The 25,892-nt window shown below is 65.6% G+C and carries 21 protein-coding genes; 12 read left to right on the forward strand and 9 right to left on the reverse strand.

Translation table 11 applies throughout. The features are described from left to right. Positions 1 to 4 precede the first annotated feature (4 nt). Positions 5 to 1,057: an NAD(P)/FAD-dependent oxidoreductase gene (locus ACERIM_RS03180; RefSeq protein ID WP_373631191.1), complete on the reverse strand. Its 1,053-nt coding sequence runs from the start codon at positions 1,055 to 1,057 to the stop codon at positions 5 to 7. 198 nt (positions 1,058 to 1,255) lie between these two features. Here ACERIM_RS03180 and ACERIM_RS03185 point away from each other — a divergent pair, with 198 nt between their 5' ends. The 6 genes from ACERIM_RS03185 (at position 1,256) to ACERIM_RS03210 (ending at position 6,859) form a co-directional block, all read left to right on the forward strand. Continuing rightward, a complete protein-coding gene (locus tag ACERIM_RS03185; protein ID WP_373631193.1) occupies positions 1,256 to 2,026 on the forward strand; it encodes a prephenate dehydrogenase in 771 nt (256 codons plus the stop codon). Further along, complete coding sequence (locus ACERIM_RS03190; protein WP_373631194.1) at positions 2,019 to 3,566, forward strand: small ribosomal subunit Rsm22 family protein; 1,548 nt, start codon at positions 2,019 to 2,021, stop codon at positions 3,564 to 3,566. Before ACERIM_RS03185 ends, ACERIM_RS03190 begins: the two co-directional genes overlap by 8 nt. Before the next feature lie 51 nt (positions 3,567 to 3,617). Beyond that, positions 3,618 to 4,424, forward strand: a complete 807-nt coding sequence (gene surE, locus ACERIM_RS03195; protein WP_373631195.1) for a 5'/3'-nucleotidase SurE — start codon at positions 3,618 to 3,620, stop codon at positions 4,422 to 4,424. A 296-nt stretch (positions 4,425 to 4,720) separates the two neighbouring features. Next, positions 4,721 to 5,113 carry a hypothetical protein gene (locus tag ACERIM_RS03200; protein ID WP_006181220.1) on the forward strand — a complete coding sequence of 131 codons (393 nt, stop codon included), beginning with the start codon at positions 4,721 to 4,723 and terminating at the stop codon, positions 5,111 to 5,113. A 251-nt stretch (positions 5,114 to 5,364) separates the two neighbouring features. Then, positions 5,365 to 5,550 carry a hypothetical protein gene (locus tag ACERIM_RS03205; protein WP_049964802.1) on the forward strand — a complete coding sequence of 62 codons (186 nt, stop codon included), beginning with the start codon at positions 5,365 to 5,367 and terminating at the stop codon, positions 5,548 to 5,550. Positions 5,551 to 5,941: 391 nt separating this feature from the next. Next, the gene (locus ACERIM_RS03210; protein ID WP_373631196.1) at positions 5,942 to 6,859 is read left to right on the forward strand and encodes a carboxypeptidase regulatory-like domain-containing protein; all 918 of its coding nucleotides are present in this window, start codon (positions 5,942 to 5,944) and stop codon (positions 6,857 to 6,859) included. Between the two features lie 656 nt (positions 6,860 to 7,515). Here the strand turns inward: ACERIM_RS03210 and glmS are convergent. Together glmS and ACERIM_RS03220 are read right to left on the reverse strand one after the other, a co-directional pair. Then, positions 7,516 to 9,324, reverse strand: coding sequence for a glutamine--fructose-6-phosphate transaminase (isomerizing) (gene glmS, locus ACERIM_RS03215; protein WP_373631197.1), 1,809 nt, complete (start codon positions 9,322 to 9,324; stop codon positions 7,516 to 7,518). Positions 9,325 to 10,003: 679 nt separating this feature from the next. Next, on the reverse strand, positions 10,004 to 10,636 hold the full coding sequence (locus ACERIM_RS03220; RefSeq protein ID WP_006650307.1) for a winged helix-turn-helix transcriptional regulator: 633 nt from the start codon (positions 10,634 to 10,636) through the stop codon (positions 10,004 to 10,006). Positions 10,637 to 10,998: 362 nt separating this feature from the next. Between ACERIM_RS03220 and ACERIM_RS03225 the strand changes: the two genes are divergently transcribed. The 4 genes from ACERIM_RS03225 to ACERIM_RS03240 all read left to right on the forward strand — a co-directional run bounded on the left by ACERIM_RS03225 (position 10,999) and on the right by ACERIM_RS03240 (position 16,514). Further along, positions 10,999 to 12,399: a nucleotide sugar dehydrogenase gene (locus tag ACERIM_RS03225; RefSeq protein ID WP_373631199.1), complete on the forward strand. Its 1,401-nt coding sequence runs from the start codon at positions 10,999 to 11,001 to the stop codon at positions 12,397 to 12,399. Between the two features lie 113 nt (positions 12,400 to 12,512). After that, positions 12,513 to 13,586: a DUF354 domain-containing protein gene (locus ACERIM_RS03230; RefSeq protein ID WP_006650305.1), complete on the forward strand. Its 1,074-nt coding sequence runs from the start codon at positions 12,513 to 12,515 to the stop codon at positions 13,584 to 13,586. Beyond that, entirely contained in the window at positions 13,583 to 14,545 is a 963-nt protein-coding gene (locus tag ACERIM_RS03235; RefSeq protein ID WP_373631200.1) for a glycosyltransferase, read from the forward strand. Before ACERIM_RS03230 ends, ACERIM_RS03235 begins: the two co-directional genes overlap by 4 nt. Continuing rightward, complete coding sequence (locus ACERIM_RS03240) at positions 14,535 to 16,514, forward strand: hypothetical protein (protein WP_373631202.1); 1,980 nt, start codon at positions 14,535 to 14,537, stop codon at positions 16,512 to 16,514. Before ACERIM_RS03235 ends, ACERIM_RS03240 begins: the two co-directional genes overlap by 11 nt. Before the next feature lie 348 nt (positions 16,515 to 16,862). Here ACERIM_RS03240 and ACERIM_RS03245 read toward each other — a convergent pair whose 3' ends face one another. Continuing rightward, positions 16,863 to 17,441, reverse strand: coding sequence for a metal-dependent hydrolase (locus ACERIM_RS03245; RefSeq protein ID WP_373631203.1), 579 nt, complete (start codon positions 17,439 to 17,441; stop codon positions 16,863 to 16,865). Next, on the reverse strand, positions 17,442 to 18,431 hold the full coding sequence (locus ACERIM_RS03250) for a DUF1616 domain-containing protein (RefSeq protein WP_373631204.1): 990 nt from the start codon (positions 18,429 to 18,431) through the stop codon (positions 17,442 to 17,444). A 381-nt stretch (positions 18,432 to 18,812) separates the two neighbouring features. On the opposite strand from ACERIM_RS03250, the gene ACERIM_RS03255 reads away from it, so the two are divergent. Beyond that, positions 18,813 to 19,424 carry a hypothetical protein gene (locus ACERIM_RS03255; RefSeq protein ID WP_373631205.1) on the forward strand — a complete coding sequence of 204 codons (612 nt, stop codon included), beginning with the start codon at positions 18,813 to 18,815 and terminating at the stop codon, positions 19,422 to 19,424. Here ACERIM_RS03255 and ACERIM_RS03260 read toward each other — a convergent pair. Together ACERIM_RS03260 and ACERIM_RS03265 are read right to left on the reverse strand one after the other, a co-directional pair. Then, positions 19,417 to 19,965 (reverse strand): hypothetical protein, encoded by a 549-nt coding sequence (locus tag ACERIM_RS03260; protein ID WP_233274312.1) that lies wholly within the window; start codon positions 19,963 to 19,965, stop codon positions 19,417 to 19,419. The genes ACERIM_RS03255 and ACERIM_RS03260 overlap by 8 nt on opposite strands. A gap of 146 nt (positions 19,966 to 20,111) precedes the next feature. Continuing rightward, positions 20,112 to 21,815 carry an asparagine synthase-related protein gene (locus ACERIM_RS03265; protein ID WP_373631207.1) on the reverse strand — a complete coding sequence of 568 codons (1,704 nt, stop codon included), beginning with the start codon at positions 21,813 to 21,815 and terminating at the stop codon, positions 20,112 to 20,114. 215 nt (positions 21,816 to 22,030) lie between these two features. Between ACERIM_RS03265 and ACERIM_RS03270 the strand changes: the two genes are divergently transcribed. Beyond that, positions 22,031 to 23,359, forward strand: a complete 1,329-nt coding sequence (locus ACERIM_RS03270; RefSeq protein ID WP_373631208.1) for a polysaccharide deacetylase family protein — start codon at positions 22,031 to 22,033, stop codon at positions 23,357 to 23,359. A 112-nt stretch (positions 23,360 to 23,471) separates the two neighbouring features. Here ACERIM_RS03270 and ACERIM_RS03275 read toward each other — a convergent pair whose 3' ends face one another. Both ACERIM_RS03275 and ACERIM_RS03280 read right to left on the reverse strand, forming a co-directional pair. Then, positions 23,472 to 24,650, reverse strand: a complete 1,179-nt coding sequence (locus ACERIM_RS03275) for a PKD domain-containing protein (RefSeq protein ID WP_373631210.1) — start codon at positions 24,648 to 24,650, stop codon at positions 23,472 to 23,474. 141 nt (positions 24,651 to 24,791) lie between these two features. Continuing rightward, entirely contained in the window at positions 24,792 to 25,766 is a 975-nt protein-coding gene (locus tag ACERIM_RS03280; protein WP_373631212.1) for a glycosyltransferase family 2 protein, read from the reverse strand. Between the last annotated feature and the right edge of the window lie 126 nt (positions 25,767 to 25,892).

A 25,892-nucleotide genomic window follows, 5' to 3' on the forward strand; every position in this document is an offset into this window, starting at 1 on the left:
TCGATTACCGGCGGTCGGCGACGCGCTCGGCGACCTCGAGGCCGTTGCGCAACGCCGCGTGCAGTCGGGCCTCGCCGGCGACCCAGTCGCCGAGACAGTAGAGGCCGTCGGCCTCGGCCAGTTGGAGGGGGTCGCGGGCGACGCCGGCCTCGGGGAGGGCGTACCGCCAGCCCTGATGGTCGGTCCAGTCGGGCTCGCGCAGCCGGTCGTCCTCGAGCAGGTCGGCGGTCAGGGCCGCCAGTTCGGTCAGGTTCTCCGCCGGTGGTTCGTCGTAGCGGTCGACCGACCACTCGTGGTTGGCCTGGACGACCAGCAGCGACTCGCCGTCGGGGACGTGGCCGGGTTTGCACTCCTCGCGGGCCACCCAGCCCACCTCGTGGGCCTTGTCCGTGTTGACCAGCGCGTAGTAGGGAGCCTCGAGTTCGAAGGGGTAGTGAAAGATCCCGGTCCAGATCGTCCGGAAGGGGACGGCGTCGATGGCATCGACGAGGCGGTCCCGAACGTCGCTCTCCCAGTCGGCCGACCGCAGCAGTTCGGCAGTCTGTGGCGCTGGCGGGTTCAACAGGAGGACGTCGAACGGCCCCCACCGCCGGCCGTCGGTGTCCTCGAGGTGCCAGACGCCGTCAGTACTGCCGTCGGCGTCCCGAATCACCCGTTCGACCCGCGTCTCCCGGTGGATCGTCGCGTCGCTACGGGCGAACAGCCGCTTGGCGATCTGAGTCAGTCCCTGCCGGTACGTCCACTTGTGATCGTCGCGGTCCTCGCCCGGCGATACCTCGCCGTCGGCGTCGAAGGTCCAGACAGGCTCCTCGATATCGACCAGCCCGTCGGTGTCGAGGGCTTCGGTCAGCACGTCGACGACCCGTTCGTCGTCGGACTTGACGTAGTTCGCGCCGTAGTCATAGACCGTCCCGTCGCGGCGTCTGGTCGCGGCCCGCCCGCAGACCCCGCGGGACTTCTCGAGTACCGTTACGTCGGCGTCCGGTGCCGTTCGCTCGAGCGCGTTAGTCGCGGCCGCTGCGCCGGCACCCGCACCGACGATTCCGATCCGTATCATGCTCGACCTTCGGTGGCGCGGCCTCAAGTAGCTCGGCCCAAACAACGACAACCGGACGGGTGAACTATCACTACCGGATGCCGCCGATCGGGGTCGGGCCGTCACGGCGAGTGTGTTTCGAGCGGCCGCCCGTCGCGGTCAGTCACGGAATCGGACGGATCGAACGGCTTTTGCAACGTCGGGGGGTAGGGGCGGGCGATGGACGTACTGATCGTCGGCGCGGGGTCGATGGGGTCGTGGTTCGGGGCGGCGATCGACGCCCGGATCGCGTTCGCCGACGTCGACGACGACGCCGCGGCGGCCGCGGCCGAGACGGTCGGCGGCGAAGTCGCCGACCTCGAGGGCGACCGGACCTACGACGCCGTTTGTCTCGCGGTGCCGATGGCGACGGTCGCCGACGCGATCGCCGCCCAATCCGAGCGGGCCGAGCGAGCGATCGTCGACGTTTCGGGCGTCATGCAGCCCGCGCTCGCGGCCATGGAGCGACACGCACCCGATCGCGAACGGGCGAGCCTGCATCCGCTCTTCGCCCCCGAACGGGCACCCGGCTCGATCGCCGTCGTCCGCGAGCAGACGGGGCCGGTCACCGACGAGTTGCTGGCCGGGCTCGCGGCCCGGGGCAACGACTTGGTCGAGACGACGGCGACCGAACACGACGACGCCATGGAGACGGTCCAGGCGGCGACCCACGCTGCGGTGCTTTCGTTCGCGCTCGCGGCGGAGCCGGTCCCCGATGGGTTCGAAACGCCGATCTATGAGGAACTGGGGCGACTCGCCAGACAAGTGACCGCGGGAACGCCGCGGGTCTATGCGGACATTCAGGCGACGTTCGACGGCGCGGATGCGGTCGCCGACGCCGCCGCCGCGGTCGCCGACGCCGACGCCGACGAACTCGCCGCCCTCTACCGGGAGGCGGCGGCGAACTGGCACGGAACAAGCGATACCCGGAACGAGTCCGAGAATGAGTGACCAACGCGAGGCCGTCCGATCGAACGCGAAGTATCTGCGCAACGTCCGACCGATCGACCCCGACGAGATCTGTGACTACGTCGAGGGCAACCCCCATCCCGCGGTGGTCCGGCAACTCCTCAGGGAGGAGGCCGCCGACCTCGGGCTGATCGAGCGCGACGACGGCACGTTCGTCCCGGTTGCGGACGAACCGGTCCAGCCCCATCGCGGCCCGGTCGAGCGATTCCCCGCCGCTTACGAACGCCGCCTCGAGGATCTGCTGGCGGATCGCTACGGGCCGAACTGGTTCGAGGGTGCCTCGGGCGACTTGCTGCGGTCGACGATCCGGCGGTTCAAGGCCGACTACCTCGAGGGCCGATCGGTCGAGTACGACGACGACGCCGCGGCCGGCTACGCGATCTATCACCTGCCGGCCTACTACGCGGCGGTGCAGTACGCGCTCGACGACCTCGCCGACCGGGGGCTGCTGGGTCGTGATCTCCGCGTCCTCGATATCGGCGCGGGGGTCGGCGGCCCCGCGCTCGGGCTCTGTGACTATCTGCCCGACGACGCCCTGGTCGAGTACCACGCGGTCGAACCCAGCGCCGCCGCGGACGTCCTCGAGACGCTGCTCTCGGAGACCGACCGGAACGTCCACTCGACGATCCACCGGACCACCGCCGAGGAATTCGACTCCGCGGCGGCCGCCGACGGCGAGGGGTCGGCCGGCTTCGATCCGACCGCACCCGACGACGGGTTCGACCTCGTGCTGGCCTGTAACGTCCTGAGCGAACTCGAGGACCCCGTCGCCGTCGCCCGGTCGGCCCTCGAGACGCTTGCGCCCGAGGGGACCCTCCTCGCGATGGCCCCCGCGGACAAGAACACGAGCGTCGGCCTGCGCGAGGTCGAACGGGAACTCGAGGGCGAGCGACTCTGGGAGCGCGACGCGGTCGCGGTGGAGACGAACGACGGGGACGAGAACGGCGACGACCCGGCCGACTACCGTCGCGGCGCGGTGACCGTCTACGGCCCCGCCGTTCGCCTCTGGCCCGGCGAGACGCCGTCGGATCGCGGCTGGTCGTTCGACGTCCGGCCCGACCTCGAGACCCCGTCGTTCCAGCGACGACTCGACGAGGCGACGCCGGCCGACGACGCCGACCACGCCCCCGGTGAGTTCGAGAACGCCGATGTCCAGTTCTCCTACTCGCTGTTGCGCGTCGACGGCCGCCGGCGGATCGACACGTCGTTGGATACCGGCGAGTGGGCGAAGATGGCCGAGATGGAACGCCACGTCACCGAGCGGATCGATCTGGTGGCGGCGAAGCTCAGCCGCTCGCTCTCCGATGAGGGAGCCAACCCGCTTTTCAAGATCAGCGACGGCAGCGAGGACACCGACCACTACGCCGTCGTCACGAACGAGACCGCCCTCAACCGGGACCTACTCGAGGCCGACTACGGCGAACTCTGTTCGTTCGAGGGGGCCCTCGCGCTGTGGAACGACGACGAGGGCGCGTACAACCTGGTCGTCGACGAGGAGACGATCGTCGACCGGATCGCCTGAGCCGTCGCCGGAAGCGGTGGGCTTTTCGCGTCGCCGTCCAACGGGAGCGATATGAGCGACGACCTCGAGATCCTGTTGACCAACGACGACGGGATCGACAGTACCGGCATCAGGGCGCTGTACGACGCCCTCTCGGAGCGCGCCAACGTGACCGTCGTCGCCCCGGCCGACGACCGCAGCGCCTGCGGTCGCTCGCTCTCCCACGAGGTCGAGGTCGACGAACACGAGTTGGGGTATGCGGTCCACGGGACGCCAGCCGACTGCGTCGTCGCGGGGCTGGCCGAACTCGGTCCGTTCCCCGATTTGGTCGTCGCGGGCTGTAACAAGGGCGCGAACCTCGGCGAGTACGTTCTCGGCCGATCGGGAACGATCAGCGCCGCCGTCGAGGCCGCGTTCTTCGACGTGCCGGCGATCGCCACGTCGATGTACGTCCCCGTCGACGGCACCTCGCTGGCCGACACCGACCTGACCGCTGCCGACTACGCCGAGGCGACCCGCGTGACGCGCTATCTGGCCGATCACGCACTCGAGACCGGCGTCTTCGACCAGGCTGCGTATCTCAACGTCAACGTTCCGGTGGCCGACGGCGAGCCCGCCCCGATCGAGATTACCCGTCCCTCGAAACGCTACGAGATGGACGCCGAACGCAACGGCGCACACGTCACACTCAAGGATCGCGTCTGGGAGGACATGAACCCCGAGTCGCTCCCGGACCCCGAGGGTACCGACCGCCGGGCCGTCGTCGAGGGCCGCATCAGCGTCTCGCCGCTGACGGCACCCCACTCGACGAACGCCCACGAGGCGCTCGATGCGCTCGCCGAGACGTACCTCGAGACCGTCCGTTCGACCGACCGCTGAGGCGGTCCCGCGGTTTCGACCCTGCGTCGACTCGAGGCGGGAGAAAGGGTGAACAACTGCCCTCTCAGCCGGCTGGGACGTATCCGTAATCCGTCGGATCGCGTGAGTCGGCAAGCCTGTCGGTCGCTGAAAGTGATAACTGACTTGCGGGTCGCAAGGCCGTCGCTATTCGCCGACGGTCCCGTCACGATAGTCATACCGTAACCGACCGCACACACCAATGTCACATACAAAACATAAAGTCAAGGTAGGTGGGCGTTCAAGCTGTGGTAGTCCCAGCGGAGCGTGATCAACACATGGTATTCAACACACTCTGGACGCGGCTTTCCTCTCTCTGGAGCGGATCGGCCGACGAGGCCCAATCGGACGAGTCCGCGGCGGCGACCGAGGAACCGGACGACGACCCCGACGACGAAACGTTGAGCTACGCCGAAGAGATCGAGTACGGCGTCGACGAAGGCGAACTCCCCGACGAGGACAAGATCCTCAGACTGCTCGTCAAACGCGGCGGCCGCGTCGACCAATCGACCGTTCGCGAGGAGACCGGGTGGGCACAGGACCGCCTCGAGGACGTCATCGATCGGATGGAAGACGACGACCAGATCAGTGCGATCACCGTCGGTCGCAAGCGCGTGATCTGCCGGCGCGGATTCGAACCTAACGGGTATCGATCGCATCTCAACGAGTAGGAACGCGTTCCCAGTCGTCATGTCCGCCGCCCCCTGCCCCGAATCACTCCACATCGGCCCGGTGGTCGCTGCCGGCCACGACTCTCCGACCGGTATCCCACTATGGGTCTCGGACGCAGCCTCCGATTCGCTGATCGAGGCGAGCGGAAACGCCGTCTATCGCGGCTGAACTGCCTCGGTCGCGCCGCTCGTTTTGGCCGGCGACGGAGTAGAAACTTTCATTCAGTTGGTTTGCAAACTCACCCTCGGGGATGGCACACAGAGACGACGTGACACGGGTGCTTGCGACGTGTACAGCGTGTAACTCCGTCTACGCAGCACGGCAGTGGCCGGACGGCGAAATCAAGATTATCGGGCAGGACGGATGTTCTTGCGGCTCGACCGACTTCGAACTCGTCGACGATTCGGCGGACGGAACGGAGAGCGACGCCGGCTAAGATCCGGGCGGCCGATCACGCATGCGGTGGCACCGACGAACGAATCGGCAGCAACGCGGATCGGCACGGCCCAACCCGCCCTCCTCGCCGAGGGCGAGATGGTACCGTGTCCGCCTCGTTCGACTACCGGTAGCCGCTCACCGTGTCGGCCCCGAGGCGATGAGACAGCACTGTCGCAACCGCCGAAGCAGCGGCGAGCCGATCGGTTGCTCGGACTGAAACGGACTTATGGACCGTATAGTGAACCGGTAGACGGTGAACTGTCGGGTAATGATATCTCGAATACCAGTCTCGGACGAACAGCAGTGCCGACGTTCCTCGAGCGGGGCAGTCGGCGAGTCGAGGAGTGTGTAATGCAACACCCAGCAGCGTCTTCCCTCGTTCACCGATAATGCGCCGTAATGCCCGAGAAAACCGGACGGAAACCCGATCGATTCAACGCAGCGTCCAGATTTTGCTCACCGTCACCGGCATCGTCTTCCTGTTGGCCGGGCTGGCACTCGCTGCAAGCGGTGCCTCAGTTAGCAGCGCCATCGGCTCGGTCAGTGACAGCGTGGACGGGTTCGACCAGCCGACCGACGGCGGTGACAATCCATCGGATGACGACACGACAAGCGGCGACGGCGACGACGAGTCCGACGAGACCAGCGACGGAAACGGCGAGACGGAAAGCGGTAACAGTAGCGACGGTGGAGCGGACACCGGGAGCGACAACGAAACCGATGCCAGCGACGATCTCCGTCCGTTGACGACGGTCGTCGAGAATCGGAGCGGGGAGCCGATCGATACCGCCACCGTCACCGTCGACACCGGACCGGACTCGAGCAAGCAGGAGTCGGTCAACGGAAGCGGGGAAGCCGAGTTCTCGCTCGCGGACGGCGAGTACACGGTGACCGCGAACGCCGACGGATACCGGCCCTCGAACGAGACCGTCGGGGTCGACGGCGATGCCGTGACGAAGACGTTGACACTCGAACAACGAAACACCGGCGACGAGAGCAATAGTAGCGGTACTGACGACGACAGCGAGACCGATGGTCACACGCTGTCAGTGGCCGTCGAAGACGAGAACGGCGATGCGATCGATAACGCGACCGTACAACTCGAGGAGGACACCGGGTTCCTAACCACCGGCGAAACCGACGAGAAAGACGTCGGCGACGACGGGACGGTCGAGTTCACGGCCCTCGAGGACGGCGAGTACACGGTGACTGCGTCGGCGGACGGCTTCGAGCAAACGGCACGAGACGTCGAGATCGACGGCTCGGACGACGAGATTACACTGACGCTCGCGTCGAACGGCGGGTAATCGAATCGGCTGCCGGTCTCGGTGTGTCACGCGGGGTCGGCTCTCTTGTTGCGGTTCCGGCTCGTTGCACTCGAGTCCGGTGATCGACCGACTCGGTCGGCGTCTTCTTGATCGGCCGTCGAGCCACTGTGTGCCGACCCTCAACCTCCGTCCGTCGAACCGCGAGCCGATCGCATCGTACATCGAACGCGACAATCGCGGGCGTAAGCCGCCGTCGCGGACGCTGTCACAGTCGCCGTCGGAGCCACGCGTGATCGGTCGGCGATCGTCCGCCGCGTTCGCGTCTCGAATCTGGCGACGGGATCGAGTACGACAGTCCGAGTGAGCGACCGCGCCGCCACCGCCGCCTCGAGTGGACGCGTTAGCCACGTGCATCTTTCGCCGGCTCGGACGGGACGATGACCTGGGCCCGGTTCAGGTGGCGGTCGATGTCGCTTCGCTGGACTCACTGGTACCGAGTCGTCGCGCCGAGGACGGCGCTGCTCCACCGGCCGAAGCCAACGGTCGGCGCTCCGCGATTCCGTGTGCGACTCGAGTCGGGCCGTCGCTTCCGTCTCTCAGTCCCATCGTTCCGTCGCCGCACTGCTAGAGAAAGTTCTCGGTTTGGACCGGGTATCGAACAGCGCGCAAAAGGAGTTAACGACCGCGTGAGGCGATCACTCGACCGTCACGCTCTTCGCGAGGTTCCGCGGTTTGTCGATCGGGCGGTCGAGCTGTGTCGCGGCGTGATAGGAGAGCAGTTGTAACTGGACGTTCGCGAGCAGCCCCGTCCAGACGGGGTGAGTATCGGGAACCGACAAGTGGGCGTCGGCGATGTCGACGAGGGGATGGTCGTCCGGTCCGACGGCGACGATCGGCGCGCCACGGGACTTGGCCTCGATCGCGTTCGTCTTCGTCTTCCCGTCGGCATCGCCGGTCGCGACCGCGAACACCGGGGTCTTCCCGGTCACGAGCGCGAGCGGGCCGTGTTTGAGTTCTCCGGCAGCGAATCCCTCCGCGTGTTCGTAGGTGATCTCCTTGAACTTCAGCGCCCCCTCGAGCGCGACCGAATGGGCGGGGCCGTTCCCGATGAAGAAGAACGACTCGCTGTCGATGGTGTCCGCGGCGAGGGGTTCGGCCTCGCTCGTCTCCAGGACGGTCTCGACCTGCTGGGGGAGGTCCGCGAGCGCCTCGAGCATCGCCGCTCGATCGTCGGCGGCGGTCGCCGTCGGGACGTCGCCGGCGATGCGCTGACTGAGCAGCGTGAGCGTGACCGCCTGCGAGGAGTAGGTCTTCGTCGCCGCGACGCCGACCTCCGGGCCGGCACGGATGTAGACCGCGTCGTCGGCTTCACGCGCGGCCGTCGACCCGACGACGTTGGTGACGGCGAGCGTCCGCGCGCCCCGGTCGGCCGCCGTCCGAACGGCGTCGAGGGTGTCGGCAGTCTCGCCGCTCTGGGTGACCGCGACGGCGAGCGTGTTCTCGTCGACCGGCCCCGACGTGGACTCGTACTCGCTCGCACGCAGGACCTCGGTTCGGATCCCGGCCTCGCGCACCAGTTGGCCGCCGTACATCGCGGCGTGATAGGACGTCCCGCAGGCGACGAACTGGACGCACTCGACGTCCTCGAACGAACCGGCCGGGAGGTCCTCGAAGGCGACGTCGCCGTCCTCGATCCGGCCCTCGATCGTGTTCGCGAGGGCCGTCGGCTGTGTGTGGATCTCCTTGCGCATGTAGTGGTCGTACTCGCCTTTCCCCGCGTCCTCCGGATCCCAGTCGACGGTGTCGACGGCCCGCTCGACCGGATTGCCGTCGAGATCGGTTATCCGGTAGGCGTCCGGATCGAGGACGACGAGATCACCGTCCTCGAGGTAGATCACGTCCTCGGTGCGCTCGAGAAACGCCGGGACGTCGCTGGCGAGGTACCACTCCTCGTCGTCGAGCCCGAGAACCAGTGGCGATCCCTTTCGCGCGGCGTAGACCGCCTCCTCTCCGTCGACGATGGCGGCGATCGCGTAGCTTCCCTCGAGGACGTCGACCGCCCGACGAACCGCTCGTTCGGTGTCGCCGGTCTCCGCCCGATACTCGTCGATGAGATGTGGGATGACTTCAGTGTCGGTGTCGCTCTCGAACTCGTGGCCTTCCGCCCGGAGGGAGGTCTTGAGTTCCTCGTAGTTGTCGATGACGCCGTTGTGAACGACGGCGACGTCGCCCGCGGTGTCCGTGTGCGGGTGGGCGTTCTCGTCGGTCGGGGGCCCGTGCGTACTCCAGCGCGTGTGGCCGATCCCCATGTTCCCGTGTGGCTGGGAATCGAGCTTCGATTTGAGGCGGGACACCTCGCCGGAACACTTGTGGACTTTGACGCCGGACCCGTTCTGGACGGCGATCCCAGCCGAGTCGTAGCCCCTGTACTCGAGGTTCTCCAGGCCCGAGAGGAGCGGTTCCGCCGCGTTCCCGTGACCGATGCGCGCGATAATACCGCACATTAGCCACTCACCCCCGTTCGTGTGACCGTCGGCGGCTGCACCGCACCACCCGGCCGGTGCGCACCGGCGTACTCGTCGAGCGGGACGGACGAATCGAGTCGGTTCGAGACCGCTGCCTTGCGTTCAGTCCTGTTCCGTGTCATTGGTATCTCCGGTCCGAGCCGCCCATCGCGGACGGTCGGGCTCCGTTTCCCCCGTGGACGATAGCGGCCATTACTATAGCACGAATAAGACGGTACCGCGAATACGACGCCGGCTATCGACTGTATAAGACGCGTTCGTCCGCCGCGTTCCGACCCCGCAGCCGATCCTGTTTCCCCTGTACGAAGCACGGACGACTGCTCGAGTCGCTCCTGTCGTAGCAGTGATCGATCCGTCGCTCCCGCGGCTACTGTCGGCGACCAGCGGCGTCGTGCATCGACGGGGCGGTCACGGTACCTATCGGAGCCGTGCCCGTCGACAGGGACGGCACATCGGAACGAAACGGCCGAACGGTGTCCCGATCGGCTTCGGTCGGCAGCAAATAGCGGCTTCGGGGTCGACTACACGATCGAACGTCGTTACAGACGCCGATGACGTGGTCCGACGACGGCGGGAGCCACGTCGCCGCCGGTCGTCGGTTCGGGGACGCCGGTCGTCGTCCGACCCGGACGACGGCGCTGACAGGAGTGACCGGCGCTCAGGCGGCCGGACTCTCGGCGTCGTCCGACTGCGTCTCGTCGCCGACCGGTCGCTCAGCGAAGACGATGACGTTCTCTCGTCCGAGCGATCGCTTCTCTATCGTCCCGTCGGCGTGCATTCGGGAACAGATCCTGCTCACCTTCGACTTCGACCAGCCGGTCTCCGCCGCGATTGTCCGCTGGCGAATGCGGCCGTCGTTCGCGATGAGCAATCGGACTACCGTCCCCTCGTCGCTCAGGAGCCTCGGTGGCGTTTCGGGCGAGAGATACGAGCCGGGTGGCTCGCGGTCGGCAGTGGCTGCGTCGGACGGGTCGTCCGTCGCTCCCGTCGGATCCGTACCGAGCGCGAGCGACGGCAGCTCGAGTTCGCGCTCCGACAGCGCGTCTGCAATGCGAATCCCGACGAGGGCACTGATCAGCAGGGACAGAATCACGATCAGGGTAGCTTCCCAGAACGACGTCACGCGAAGCAGTTGGATCACGGCCAACGGTCCACCGGATCGACCGCCGACTCCGGGGGGGATCGCGTGTACGTCCTGGTGGGAGATCGACGTCGGGCCGGCGTCGATCGAGACGACGGTGTGAATCGATTCGAACCGGGCGCCGACACCGATCTGAGGATGGGAAACCATGAGTACGCGATTCTGTGACGGTCGGTGCGTGATCGAGTCCGATGGGGTGGACTCGCCGACCGCACTGGAGTTCCGAGCCGTGGCCCCTTCATTATGAATCCATATGGGCGAGTTTAATAACGTTCTAAGCGCTCAGACGGCCGTTCAGGCTCGACCGGTCGCTGCCGTCGACAACCCCGACACGGCCCGGTCTCACTCCCTCTCACGCTTGCAGTCGCTTAGCCGCGGTATAGTAAACCCCCGACAGCGACTTGCGGATTTTACGGCACGGCCCGCGGACCGCGTGCGGACCGCGGGCGCATCGGTTTCGGACATCGCCGTCGCACGCGGTCGTGTGACGGTCCAGCGACAACGCATCACCCATGACTACGATAATCAGCGATACGGAGGAGACAGCGGACGAGGGAACGAGCGGCCAGTACGCGTTCGAAACGAGCGATGAGGGAACCGCCCTCGAACACCCGACGGACCGGTCCACGCGCGAAGCGACGATCTGTGTCGTCGGACTGGGGTACGTCGGACTGCCGCTTGCGGTCGGGTTCGCCCAGTCGGACTACCGCGTGATCGGATACGACGTCGACGACGTGACCGTCGGCCGACTCCAGGAGGGTGTCGACACGACCGGTGACCTCCCGGACGAGGCGATTCAGGACGGCGATATCTCCTACACGACGGACGCGACCTCGATCGCCGAGGCCGACTACGTCATCATCGCCGTTCCGACGCCGATCGACGACGACGAGCGCCCGGACCTCGGCTACGTCGAGAGCGCGGCGGCCACCGTCGGCTCGAAGATGGAACCCGGGACGACGGTCGTCCTCGAGTCGACGGTCTACCCGGGGACGACACGCGAGGTCCTCGCCCCGGCACTCGAGGACGCGTCCGGACTGACCGCCGGCACGGACTTCTTCGTCGGTTACTCCCCGGAACGCGCCACACCGGGCGACGACGAACACGGTCTCGCAGACGTCGTCAAGGTCGTCAGCGCACAGAACGAGAAAGTGCTGGAAGACCTCGCGACGCTGTACGAGTCGGTCGTCGACGCGGGCGTCCACCCCGCCCCGTCGATCGAAGTCGCCGAGGCCTGCAAAGTCGTCGAGAACGCCCAGCGGGACCTCAACATCGCGTTCGTCAACGAACTCTCGATGGCGCTCGACAACATGGACATCGACGGTCGGGCCGTTCTCGAGGCCGCGGGCACGAAGTGGAACTTCCACGATTACCGACCGGGACTGGTCGGCGGCCACTGTATCCCGGTCGATCCGTACTTCTTCGCGTACCGATCGGCACGGGAGGGCTTTGACCCCGAACTCATGCAGACGAGTCGGCAGGTCAACGAATCGGTCCCCGATCACGTCGCGGAGCTGACGATCAAAGCGCTCAACCAGAGTCACAAGACGCTCCGCGAGAGTCGCGTTCTGGTACTCGGACTGGCGTACAAAGCCGGCGTCGGAGACATTCGCAGTTCGAAGATCGACGCCGTCATCGACGCCCTTCAGGAGTACGACATCGATATCGCCGGGTACGATCCGTTCGCCGACGGCGACGCGGCCCGGGAATCGTTCGGCATCGAGGTCCAGGAACAGCTCGCGTTCGAGGGCTTCGATGCCGTCGTCCTCGCGACGCCCCACGCGGAGTTCGAACAGTTGGATCTCGAGTCGGTAGCGAGGAAACTCACCGACGACCCCGCACTGATCGACGTGACCGGGACGGTCGGCGAAGACGCCGCCGTCGATGCAGGATTCGTCTACCGGGGGTTGTGAGGCGATGCGAGACCAGCGATACGTAACCGGGACGGTGACGGGCCGTACGGCCACCCGACCATCGCCGGGCGGAACCGCTGTTCCAGCCTGTGCGGAGATGGGGGTGTCGTGACATGCGTGTCATGATAACGATCCAACACCCCGGTCACGTCCACTTCTTCCGACACGCCATCGCGGAGCTAGAAAATCGGGGTCACGAGATCCACGTCTTCGCCCGCGAGAGCGACGTCGCCGTCCAACTCCTCGAGGCGTACGACATCGACCACGAGGTACTGGCCGGCGACGCCGATTCGCTGGTCTCGCTGGCGGCAGTCCAGGCGACGTACGAACTCCGACTGCTCCAGCGGGCGCGGCGACTCGAGCCGGACGTAATCACGGCCATCGGCGGCGTCGCCGCCGCCCACGTCGCGTCGGTGGTCGGCGCGAAGAGCCTGGTCTTCTACGACACCGAACACGCGACCCTCGTTACGAAACTCAGCTATCCGTTCGCGGACGCGATCTCGACGCCGGAGTGTTACCGAGACGATATCGGCCCGAAACAGGTGACGTATCCGGGCTATCACGAACTCGCCTATCTCCACCCCGAGCGGTTCGAGCCCGATCCGACCGTCCTCGAGGCCGTCGGTCTCGCGCCCGAGGAGTCGTTCGCCGTGGTTCGGCTCAGTAGCTGGGCGGCCTCCCACGACGTCGGCCACGGCGGTTTCGACGACCCGCACGCGGTCGTCGATCGGCTCGAGGCGGCGGGCCTGCGGGTCTTGCTCACCGCGGAGGGCGAGCCGCCGGCGGCCCTCGAGTCCTACCAGTTCACGACGGCACCGGAGCGAATGCACGACCTGCTCGCCTCCGCGGACGTCGTTCTGAGCGAGGGGGCGACGACCGCGGCCGAGGCCGCCGTCCTCGGCACGCCGGCCGTCTACGTGAACCCCCTCTCTCTGGGCTACACGGCAGAACTCGACGCGGAGTACGGACTCCTGTTCGAGTACACCGGCGAGGAGAGACACGTCCGCGGCCTCGAGCGGGCGGTCTCGGTCCTCGCGGAACCCGACGACACGTGGGCCCGCCGGCGCGAGCGCCTGCTCGCGGATCGGATCGACGTGACGGATCTCGTCGTGCAACAGCTCGAGACGATCGCACAGACGCGGACGGCCGACCGACCCGCTCCCGCAGCGAACCCGGACCGATCATGAACGTCCTCCAACTGGTGACTTCACGGCGACCGTTTTTCGACCAGCAAGTATCGGCCCTCGAAGATCGCGGCGTCGACTGCACGGTCCTCGAGGTCCCGGGCCGACACAGCGGCGATTCGGGCCGGTCGCCCGCGGCGTACGCACGGTTCTATCCGACCGTCCTCTCGGCAGTCCGTTCGTCGTCGTTCGACATCGTTCATGCGAACTACGGCCTCGTCGCGCCGTTCGCGCTCGCACAGCCGACTCGGCCCGTGGTGGTGACCCTGTGGGGAACGGACCTCATGGGCCAGCAGTCGTGGCTCCGTTCGGTCAGTCGGTACGGTGTCCGACGGGCGGACGCCGCGGTCGTCCCGAGCCGGCCCATGTCGCGGGAACTCGAGACGGATCACGAACTGATTCCGTTCGGCGTGGACACCGACCTGTTTCGGCCGATGTCTCGAGCGTACGCGCGCGAGTATCTCGGGTGGGAGACCGACCGACCGGTCGCGCTGTTCCCGTACGATCGGACACGAGCGGTGAAGGACTTTCCGCGGGCTCGGCGACTCGTCGAGCGGGCCGAGGTCGACGTCGAACTCCGAACGGTCACCGGCGTCGATCACGCGGAGATGCCCTACTACATGAACGCGAGCGACCTCCTGCTTGTCACGTCGAAACGCGAGAGCGGTCCGATGGTCGTCAAGGAAGCCGCTGCGTGTGATCTGCCGGTCGTCTCGACCGACGTCGGCTTCGTCCGCGAGACGGTCGGCGACGTGACGAACTGTATCGTCAGCGACAACGACGGTGCCCTCCTGGGCGGCCTCGAGCGGATCGTCGAAACGGGCGACCGAGCCCACAGTCGCGATGCCGTCGACGGACTGTCGGTCGATTCGCTCGGCGAGCGTCTCTCCGGGCTGTATCGCCGAGTACTCGACCGGGAGGAAGCGACGGGCTATCCGACGGGGGTCAGTCATGACGTATAGCTCGCTGTCGGAACTCCGGCCGTTGCGACTCGACACCGTCGCAGCGATCGTCGGACTCGTCCTCGCGCTCGTACTGTTCCCGCTCAGATTCCTCGCGTCACAGATCTACATCCAGACGGTACCGATCGTCCTCGGGACCGCGTGTGCGCTGTATCTCCTCTCGCTGTATCAGCGCGACGACGCGCGGGCCGTCCCGACCCTGCCGTCGCCGGTAACGATGGCGCTTCCGGGCATCGTTTTCGCCGGACTCGCCGCACTCGTGATGCTGACGGTCGTCCAAGGAGCCAGAACGCCCCTCTTTTTCGGGGCGGCAAGCGTCGTCGGGACGCTCGTCGTCGCCCAGATCGTCTTCGCAAGCGACCGGGACCTCCATCCGGGGCTGTTGTTGCTCCAGATCGTCTGCTTCGCGGTCGTCTTCCGGTTTACCGCGCTGTACGTGACGCCCGGCTACATCGGGATCGACATCTGGACTCATCGCGAACTCGTCGAGTCGATCCTCACGGAGGAGTCACTGAGTGCGATCTCCCACGACAAACACTACGGATCGCCGTTTTACCACCTGCTGGTCGCCGCCTCGTCGTTGCTGTACGACGTTCCGATCCGCGCCGCGTTGTACCTCTCCGTCGGCCTCGTGATGCCGCTCTCGGTCCTGCTCGTCTACGCGACGACGAACTTGCTCGTCACACAGCGGTGGGCGGTACTGGCGACGGCCCTCTACGCGTTCGCGAGTCACGTTGTGCGGTGGGGGACACATCACATTCCCACGAGTCTGGGGCTCGTCTTCTTCCTCGCGATGTTGTACGCGCTGCTCAGGGTGATGCGGATCGAGTACTCGATCCGGGACTTCTCGTTGCTGTTACTGCTGAGCGTCGCCGTCATCCTCACCCACCAGGTATCGACGTTCATCATGCTCGTCTTGCTGCTGGCGGCGTTTATCGCTCAGGTCGTGTTCGTCGTCGGCCCGTTCGGGCTCACGCGCCTCGATACGAGCGTGTTCCGAACGAAAAAGCCGGTCAACCTCGTCGGGCTCGTCGTCTTCAACCTCGGGCTGACGATCTTCGTGTGGTCGCTGACGCCGTACCGGCAGGAGTCGTTTCTAGCGACCGTGTTGAGCTACTTCACGCAGACGCTCAAAGAGAGCGCCGGCTTTCTCAACACCGCAGGCGAGTCCTCGTCCGACGGCGGCGAGGCGGGGACCGAGGCCGCACAGACGCTGCTGGACCAGATCGTCCCCTACGTGGACGTCCTGGGCTTTCTGTTCCTGCTCGGTGTGACGTTCGTCGGGTGTCTGTACGTCGTCCACAGGCGACGCGCCGAACAGTCGGTGTTTACCCTCCTGCTGGCGGCGGCGTTCATGTTGGTGTTCGTCCTCGGATTACCGATGTTCGGCGTCCGGACGTTCATCCCGACCCGCTGGTTCGCGTTCCTCTACGCGCCGATGGCTATTCTCGGCGCGATCGGGTTGCAGACGCTGCGCGGGAACCTGTCGCCGTCGCTCGCCACCGCCGTCCTGTTGGTCGTCGTCCTCGCCTATCCAGGTGCAATGTTTCTCGCCCCGGAAAGCAACGCCGACGATCCGGTGTTTTCCGACCACCACGAGCGCCTCGCATACGACGAGTCGGAACTCGCCGCGGCCGAGTCGATCGCCGAACTGACCGGCTCGCCACAGGGCGACGAGATCCGGCCGGATCAGCAACTCCACACCGACCACCCGTATCAGACGCTGTTCAAACGGACCGGCGCGTATCCGTCGACGACGACCGCGACGGTTCCCGAAGGCGGTAGAGCGGACCACGACTACACGGTCTATCGATCGGCCCAGTCGACCGATGCCACGTACGTCACGGACTCGGACGAGAACGCACGGATTGCGGACCTCTCACGGACGCAGCTCTGCCGGCCGGAGCAAGCGACGGTCTACACGAACGGCGACGTGACGATGTGTACGCCGTCCCCGGCGGAGAGCTAATCGCTTCCCCGTTACCGGGCCGGCGTCGTCGACGGCATCGGATCGGACTCGAGCCACGGATTCGACGACGAGCGAAATAGCGCTTCTGCCGTCGCGTTTCGTCGGTGGTAGTTCGGTCGCTGAGCGACCGATCGCGGCCCTTTCGTTGCCCGGCGGCTCAAGAACAGTGACAGTTCGAGGCCGAGCGGCCGGTCACCCCACCGCGACGATGAGTCGATCGGTACCGTTGTCGACGTCGACTCGATCGCTCTCGCTCCGGTCGGGCTCCATCGAACGACTGCGAGAACGGACACAGTAGCACACAAAGCGACTCGAGTCAAGACACTCTTCTGCGGGCAGCCAACCCGCTCAGCGAGCCCGACGGGCGCGCAGTAGTCGCCACATGTCAGCCGCGACCGGCGCGCCGTCGGCGACCCACAGCGAGAACACCGCAAGCCCCAGTAGTACCTGAAACAGGACCTGCAGCGTCATGCCGCCGGCGAGAAGCAGGGTCACGTACCGGCCGACGTACAGACCGAGATGATCGAGAAACCCCCCGTGAGCGGTCGCTGGCGGCGACGCGATCGGCCAGAGGACGGTCCGGGGATCGACCGCCCCATCTCTGAGCAGTTGGCTGAGCAGGTCCGCAAACGGGTGAGAGAGATACGCGATCGAGAACGCACCTGCAAGCGTTCGACGGCCCCACCGGGCGGCCACCGCGTACGCACCGAGACAGACGATCGGCGCGACGAAGATCGAGTGGCCGACGGAGTAGCCGGCGTCTGTCAGTCCGACCGTCCAGGCGAGGGGTTTGTCGAGCAGGTCCGGGAACTGTGAACCGACGGCGACGGCGAGTACCCCGCACGCCGAGGGCGGCTCTCGAGCGATCGCCCTCGCGGCCAGCGAGTAGAGAACGTACGCGACCGCGAGGTGTTCCCACGGCCACATCTATGTCACCTCGATCGGCAGGTGAATCGCACGATAGGCGTTCTCCGTCGTCGGCTCCGCCGGCGGTTCGCCCACGTAGAGCAACAGGGTCACCCGTAGGTCGTCGCCCCGCATCGACGGCGTAATCTCGAGGGTCTGTCCGTGGGAGTCGCCGGCGGCGACCGTCGCAGTCCGCCTGTCTACCTCGGTCGATTCGCGGACGGTCGTCGCGTTCTCCTCGTAACTCACCCGCTGGAGCAACGCCACCGTCGTGTAGGTCCGTTCTTCGTGTTCCCGGTTCGTGATCGTCGCCTGCAGTTCCTGTCGCTCGCCCGCAGTATAGGTCGACTCGTACATCGTGTCGGTCTCGCCCGTGACGTTCTCGGTTTCGACCGAAAACTCCGTGAACCCGTCGTGTTGTGGCGGATTCGCAAGGGCGAACCCACCGCTCGCGAGCAACAGGACGAGCCCGATCACGATCGCCAGGTTGTACGGTCGACGGCTGGTCCGCTCGTACGGACTCGGCCGTCCGCGATCGAAGAACGGGGAGACCGACGAAATCGACGGCACGAACCGTCTATCGGCCGGACAACGGTAGCGAGAGACGATCGCGAGGAGCGCGAGGACGACGGTGAGTATAGAGAGACCGAGGAGGATCGGTTTCAACGCCACACCCCTAGGGGTTACGGTCGCGAAAAGGGCAATCGCGGGAACGAGGGCAACGCTAAAGACGACTGATAGGATCGTCCGCTCGATCGCCTCGAGCCCGCCACTGACCAGCAACGGATTCCCGAGTCCCGTCTTCTCGTCGTCGAAGGATTGGTACTCGTCGTTCGGTTCGTCCGGAAAGAGTGCGGAGACGAGCGCATACCCGGGTAGAAAGAGGACGAGGGGAATCGTCAAGACGATTCGTTCGATACCGGAGAGACCCGAAATGATCCCGAACGTGAGCCCGCCAGTGACTGCGATGACGACCGCGAGATCGAAAAACCACCAGTCGGTGTCGCTCATTTCCTCGTCACTAGCGGGTGGTGATGGTTTATTATCGCCAGAATAAGCCCGACCCATCGGGTCGGATCGGCACCGAACCATAACGAAGCCGACAGTGAATAGCCGCCCACTCACAACAGTGGATTTCGTGAACGTCACGCGGTCATGAACGGTCCAAAACTCGCTATAAGATTCCGAACGATGTATCCACATTAGACGTGAAATAAATACCCTATTGGATAGTTCATATAGTGGTTTTCAACCCCTATAAATTCCAATATCGCGGTTTTAAAAACACAGAAAATACAGGTAGCGTCCCGTGAAAATACATAAAATCAGTAATTCTCGGATACACGGTTTCTATGCTTTATTACCTCCCTCTGACTACGGAAGACTGGCGAAATGAAAGCGAAACATATCAGCTCCGAAGAGAAAAGTTGGCAGGGGACGACCGACGACGCTCAGGACGCGGCTGACGAAGCTGATAACCCCTCCGAGGAGCCACCGTTTTCGAAAGACGAGATCTTCCATCTCCTCCAGAACGAACGTCGGCGCATGGTTCTCCGGTATCTCCGGGGCACCAACGGGCCCGTACGCATGCGCGACGTCGCAGAACAGGTCGCCGCGTGGGAACACGATACTACCGTCGAAGGACTCACGTCTACCCAACGCCAGCGCGTCTACATTCCGCTGTACCAGTCCCATCTCTCGAAACTCGACAACGCGGGCCTGATCGAGTATCAGAAGAACCGCGGGATCGTCGAACGAAAGCCCCTCGCCGATCGCGTCGACACGTTCCTCGAGCTGGATCCGTCCGAGGACTCGCCCGACGAGACAGCCGCTGAGAGTCCCGACTGGCAGGATTCCTATATCTTCGCGACGGTCGTCTCCTACGCGATCCTCCTCGGTGCAGTGATGGAGATGCCGTTCACTTCGCTTCTCTCAGGAATCGGCTTGAGCGCACTCATCCTGTCGCTGTTCACCGTGCTTACGATCCGCCGGCTCGTCAACTGACGGCGGCTGCCGTCACACTGCCGAGGGAGAACAACCGGCGCAAGGTCTGCGGTTCGATCTGTGCGCTCGTCACAACCACACCGAACGCGAGTACGACGAGCAGTACACCGATGGAGATCGCGACGAGTACGGCCGGCGAAACCGAGCGAGTCCCGTCGACGGGCGTCGCCGAGCGCTCGACCAGTCCCTGTGTTTCGTCGAACTCGATGGCTCCCGATGCGTCCAGTGCCGGCAGCCGCTCCTCGTGGAGGCGCTCGTGGACGGCCGCCCACGTTTCGATCGGCGGGTCGGCTGGTTCGACCAACGCGTCGGTAATTTCGTCGACGGTGGCGGGCATGGCCATCTCGTCGAGGACGGTCACGAGAGCGGCGTTGGACTCCGGAAGGAACTCCCCCACCCGAGTATCGGTGTCGTCTCCCGCCAAGAAATCGCAGCCCGGGGCGTAGACCGTCGTCGACCCGGCATCAGGATCGGACTCCTCGGACCGCTCTTCAGCGGAATCCGCCGACGAAGAGCGCAACCAAGATGGCGTCAGACGCATATTCCAGGCTAACTCCCCGTGGTATATAAGGTTTCTCACGGTTTATTTCCCATAAACTGAATAGGTGGCTGTTAGGCGCTGTTCACGGGAGTTCGCCGCGGCCGCACATATCGGATAATAGACCTGTCTCCGCTGTGGCTCTCTGGTTATGCGACCGCTGGATCCGAGGGTCGAAGCCAGGAGCGCAGTCGCATTGCTCCCTCTGGCCGGAACTCGAGCCACCCGCGGAGGTCGATGACCCTGAGCTTGTGACGGGTCGGGAGGCTGTGGACGTGCGGTAGGTCGCCCAGATGCCGCTGATCAAAGTCGTGTCGTTCGAAGAGTGCCTCCCGGTCCGGCCAGGGAGGTTCGAACGACGAAAGAAACGGGGTCTTCCGGCGGACGAAGCCTTCGATCTCGTTGAAAAGCGTCGTATCGTGTGGACGGTCCGGCGGTCTGTGTCGCAAGATGTCGTCGTCGATCCGTTCGCACGCCCGGAGGAACGTCTCCGTCGTTCGGCGTTCCGGCGGCGTCCGGAGATGCCAGTCGATCAGGTCCCGATCGGCCGCCAGAAACGACGTCAGGAAGTTATCTGAGAGGTGATTGTGAAACGGCATCGATGGCTGATTGGCGATTCCACAGCAGGTCAGTGCGTTCTGTATCCGGTCCGCACGCGACCGTCTCGAGTCGAACTCGTCGCGGATCGCCCCTCGGACGAACGCGTCCGGATCGACGGCGAACGAGGTCCGCTCGGCGAGATCGAGGCTGGTTTCGCGGCTGTACCCGAACTTCTCGAGCAAGGCATCGACGGGGTCCGGGTCGGACTCGAGGCGACCGGTCGGAACCCGCTTGCCGAGGACGTCGACGGTGTTCTCGGCGGTAAAGTGGCCCCGGAAGAACGTATCACAGAGGAGGCCGTGATACATCGTATCGACATCGATCTCGTCGGTGTAGCCCGCGTGATGGATGTGCAACGACTCCTTGATCCCCTGTGAGTACCGGCGCTTCGACTCGTCGGGTCGGAGGTACCGCTCGTCCGGCGGGAAGGCGGTGTGGCTCGCGCCGTATTGTGCGGCGACCGCTCTCGCGCCGCGGACCTCCTGTGCGTCTAGCGATCCGACCGTGTAGCTGTGGGCTATCTCGGGGAGTTGCGAGAGGATGATCCGCGAGTCATAGCCCGCCGAGAGGAGGACGCCCTTTCGGCCGGGGAGGACCGATCGCCGACGGATCGCCCGCTCGAGGCGATCGGCGAGTTCCCCGACCGCGTCGAAGTCCGCTGCCGGCTGGGGATCGTAGACGAACCGGTCGAGCGGGTCGATCGCCGTCGACGTGAGCCGGCTGTCGAGCGGAACCCGACGGAGTTCCGAGAGCGGCGTCTTCTCGCCCAGGGCCACCCCCAGATGCAGGAACTCGAGGACCCCGTCTCGGTCGAGCGTCGGCTCCGTGACGGTTCGACCGACCGAAGCGGCGTCGGTTCCGAAGATTCGAGGTCCCGGTTCGTCGGTGTAGAAGCACTCGCGGGAACGGACCGGGTCCGTGGCGATAACCGCCTCGTCGGTCGGCTCGGCGTCGATCACGGCCAGATACGAGCCGTTGAGATCACGGAGCGCATCGATACCGTCCGCCCGGTAGCGCTCGAGGAGCCAGCGAGCCGCGTTCGGGTCGTCCGTGGGGACGTACGATTCGCCCCAGACGAGACAACGGCCCTCATCGCCGGTGTACGTGGCGCTCCAGCCCGGAACGCCGAGGTCGGAATCCCTGATTCCGACCGTGAGCGTCGGCCCGGCGAGTACCTCGTCGAAGTCGTCGCTGGATCGAAACTGCTCGAACGTGTCGATACCGCCGAATACACCGAAGAGTTCCCTGTTCATCGTCGAAGACCACCTCGCGGACGGCGTCCGGATGCGGGGACGGGGCCGAACGGCCGTCCGCACGTCCGCCTCCGTAGCTTTCCTCCGACCGAGCGTGCAATTACTATGCGACAGTTAAGCACCGGTTCGACGGGTCCGGGTCGATCCCGACGACGGTCGATCCGGCCTATCGGATCTATAATAATGGGATCGCTGTCGGTAGCATCGGCTCGCCAATGACACGGAAACGCGCCACGCGACGTCGGTTCCTCGCACTGTCCGGTGCAGTCGGTGCCGTCGGAATGGCCGGCTGTGCGGATCGTATCGAGTCGGCGGTCGATCGGGTCGACACCGGTTCGTCGAACGGGACTGATGCGCCGGACGACTCGGCCACGCCGGGGCTTGCGGACGGCGTCCCAGCGCTCGAGACGGCGTTCGATAGCCGGGACCGGTTCCGGCAGCCGGGCGAATCGCTGGACGACTTCGGCGATCTCGACGCCTGGACAGTCGTTCAGGGCTCGGGAACGGCCGACACCGACGTCGTTTTCGACGGCGAACAGAGCTTCAGGCTCGAGTCAAACGGGAGCGAGAACGTCATCGCGGAACGGAGCCTCGACGGCGAGGACCTGACGGCGACGGATCTGTCCGTCGCGGTGCGAACGACGACGCCCGACAGTATCGCCGTCAACCTGCGTCTCGTCGACCAGTTCGGGAGCGAGAAGGTCTACTCCCTCCGTCAGATCAGGTATCGCGCGCCCGACGTCGGCTGGTTCAGAACGAGCCCCGGCGTCTTCCAGCAAAGCGAGCCCGAGCCCTCGCTGGATTACCTCGATCGGCTCGAGGTGCAGGTGCTGCACTCGATGCCGGAGGCAGAAGTCTGGATCGACGACCTGCGCACCCACGAGACGCCCGATCAGGGCTACGTCATGTTGAGTTGGGACGACGGAACGCTCGACTACTACGAGACGGCCGCGCCGCTGCACGACGAGTACGGGTTCCCAGCGGTGCAGGCACCGGTGCCGCGGTGGGCCGAACAGGGTGTTGACGGGCACATGTCGATCCCGGAACTGCAGGAGCGACAGGAGGCAGGCGATCAGATCGTCGTCCACGGAACCCACGACCCGATCCACGAACTCGACGACGGGGAGACGATCGACGAACGGCTCAGGCGGGACAAACAGTGGTACATCGACAACGGCTTCGAGGGGGCGAACTACATCGTCCATCCGCACAACAGTTTCGACAAGACGAGCCTCGAGCGGACGACCGACTATCACTACTGTGGCGGGTTCAACCAGGCCGGCAACGTCAACACGACGAGCGTCTACGGCTTCGATCCGCTCGCCCTCCCGCGGACGATCGGGCACGACCTCAACATCTCGAAGCGGTGTATCGATCTGGCTGCCAAACACAACCAGTGTACGATTCTGAACTTCCACACGTTCGAGGCCAACAACACGATGGCCGAGGACGACTACGAGTCGTTGCTCGAGTACATCGACAGTGCTGACATCGAGGTCATCACGTTCGACGACCTCTGGAAGCTGCGTGTGGCCGACCACTGATTCGGGCCCACGAGAGCGTTTCGTCGAGCGGGAGTCGCGTACCGAATCGACCGACAGCGGGTAACGATGCGTCTCTGTTTCGAGGCAGGTACTGGACTGCAACGAGAAGCGGTTAGCAGTCCGTCGAGAGCGTGAGCCGATCGACGTCAGTCGCTCCGTCGTCGTCGACGACGCGCAACGCCACCGGGTGGTCGCCGGTCGCGCTGATCGTCACGTCGATCGTCTCCCCGGTCTCGTCGAACGAGCCGGTATCACCGAGACGCCACTCGTAGCGGACGAGTTCACCGTCCGGGTCGGACGACTGTGACGCGTCGAGCGTGACCGTCTGCCCGGGCTCGAGCGTCGTGTCGGAACCCAATGCCGGGGCGGTCGTGATCCGTGCAGTGGGTGACTCCCCGGTCTGGCCCTCGTCGTCGGTGCCGTCGTCGACCGGTTCCGAGGGCTCCGCGTCGTCCCGGTTCTCGGGAGGACTGCCGTCGCCGGCGTCCTCGAGCAACAGCTCGCCCGCGAGGAGTCGGTCGACGATCGCCGTGTGCCACCGGACGCGGGTGTCCAGTTCGACGCCCGTCGAGAGCGTCTCCGCGAGGAACGCATCGGCCCCCAGATCGCGGGCGGCTTTGTGGACGAGCAAGCCGGTCGGATCGCTCTCGGGGCTGGAGAACGGCCCGAGCCGGAACTCGAGTTCGGGGTCGTCGACGAAATTCCGGGTCACGGCGTCGGCGACGGCGGCAGCGGTGTCGGCGGCCGCATCGCTCTCGCCGTGAAAGATCGCCTGGCCGACGCCGTCCATGGGATCGCCCGCGTAGATGCCCGTCGACTCGTGGAGATCGACGACGACGTCCGGGTCGTATTCGGTGATGACGTCCCAGATGGCCCCTGCGAGTTCCGTTCCCGGGGGTTCGCCCTCCGGGAACTGTCGATTGAGGTTGTTTCCGTCGTCATCGTTTCTCGTCCCGCGTTCGATGGCGACGGCGTTGGCCGCCGGGATCACGACGAGCGTGCCGGCGTCGATCGGCCAGTCGGCAATCCGGCCGGCGGCCGTATAGCCCGCGACTTCGTTCCCGTGGATCCCGCCGACGACGACCGCCGTCGGTCCCTCGGCGTCCGCGGTCGTCACGTACACCGTCGTCTCTTCGGGCGTCCCCTCGCGAACGACGAACGACGCTCGAGAAACGGTCCCCGCGTCCGATCGGGCGGTATCGCCGACGACGCTGGCGGCGCTTGCACTCGCGAGTACACAACTGGCTGTGACGGCCAATACGGATCGTCGTGAGTGGATATCACGTCTCATCCGGTCGACCCGTCGGTTCCGAACGGGTTTACTACAGGTGCGATAACCGATGGAAACAGTACCGTTTCAGTTCTGCAACCGTCCCGTCGTGCGTCGATTCGCGCTGCTCGGTGCCGATTCGAGACGATCGGTGGGGGCCGCTCACTCGGAACGCGTGTGCCGTCCGAGCGTGATTACGACCAGCAGGGCGACGAGCGCCGCGACGATCGGTCGCGATCGCCGTCGAAGCCCGGCCCCGGCGACCCAGCAGACGCCGGGATACGTCCGCGGCGACGCCCCAGCCTTGCGGAAGTGCCAGAGGGCCCGCAGGAACCGCCCCTCCGCGAAGTACCGCTTCGCGATGATGAGTTCGTGCCTCGAGCGGATCTCGTAGCCCTCAGCCTCGAAACGCTCGACCTCGGATTCGTAGGCCGACAGGTACTGTCGGCTCGCAGTTCTCGTCACGTCCGCGGGCGGATGGCCGGTCTCGTTGCGGCGAACGAGTGCCGCGTCGACGTACGCGAGGTTCCCGTACTCGAGGACGCGCAGACAGAACTCCGGGTCCTGGAACCGGTCGAGGTCCTCGTCGAAGCCGCCGACCTCTCTGGCGACCTCGGTGCGGACGAGCAGCGTCGACCCCGCGCCCGGCTGGACGTTGTCCGCGAGGATCTCGCCGATCAGTTCTTCGCCACCTTCTCTCGTCGGTTCGTCGTCCGAGCGAGCGAGTACGGACGCGGCGACCGACCGGAGCCGTCCGCTCGCGCCGGACAGATCGTACGCCGTCCCGCAGTAGGCGCCGACCCAGTCGCTCGAGCGATCCTCGAGGGCCGCGAGCTGGCGTTCGAGTTTCGCGGGCTGCCACTCGTCGTCCGAGTCGAGGAAGGCGACGTACTCGCCGCGAGCGTGGTCGAGTCCCGTGTTCCGGGCGACGTTCGCGCCTCGGTTGGTCGCGTGGATTACGGGCCGCACCCGCGGGTCCTCGTACTCGGCCAGCACCGACTCGGTGTCGTCGGTCGAACCGTCGTCGACGACGACCACCTCGAGGTCGTCGATCGTCTGTGCGAGCGCGCTGTCGATCGCGCGCGGAAGCGTCGCCGCTCTGTTGTACGTCGGGATGATGACGCTGACGCGAGTCATTTCCCGGCAGTTCCGGCGCGTCTCGGATTATTATCGCGTCGATAAACGCCACCACCGGACGGCTGCGGCCGCGTCGACTCGCCCCCTCGGCGACCGGCCGGCTCGAGATCGACGGCGTTCGATCGT

The organism is Natrinema sp. H-ect1, from assembly GCF_041821105.1.
Taxonomy (GTDB): domain Archaea; phylum Halobacteriota; class Halobacteria; order Halobacteriales; family Natrialbaceae; genus Natrinema; species Natrinema thermotolerans.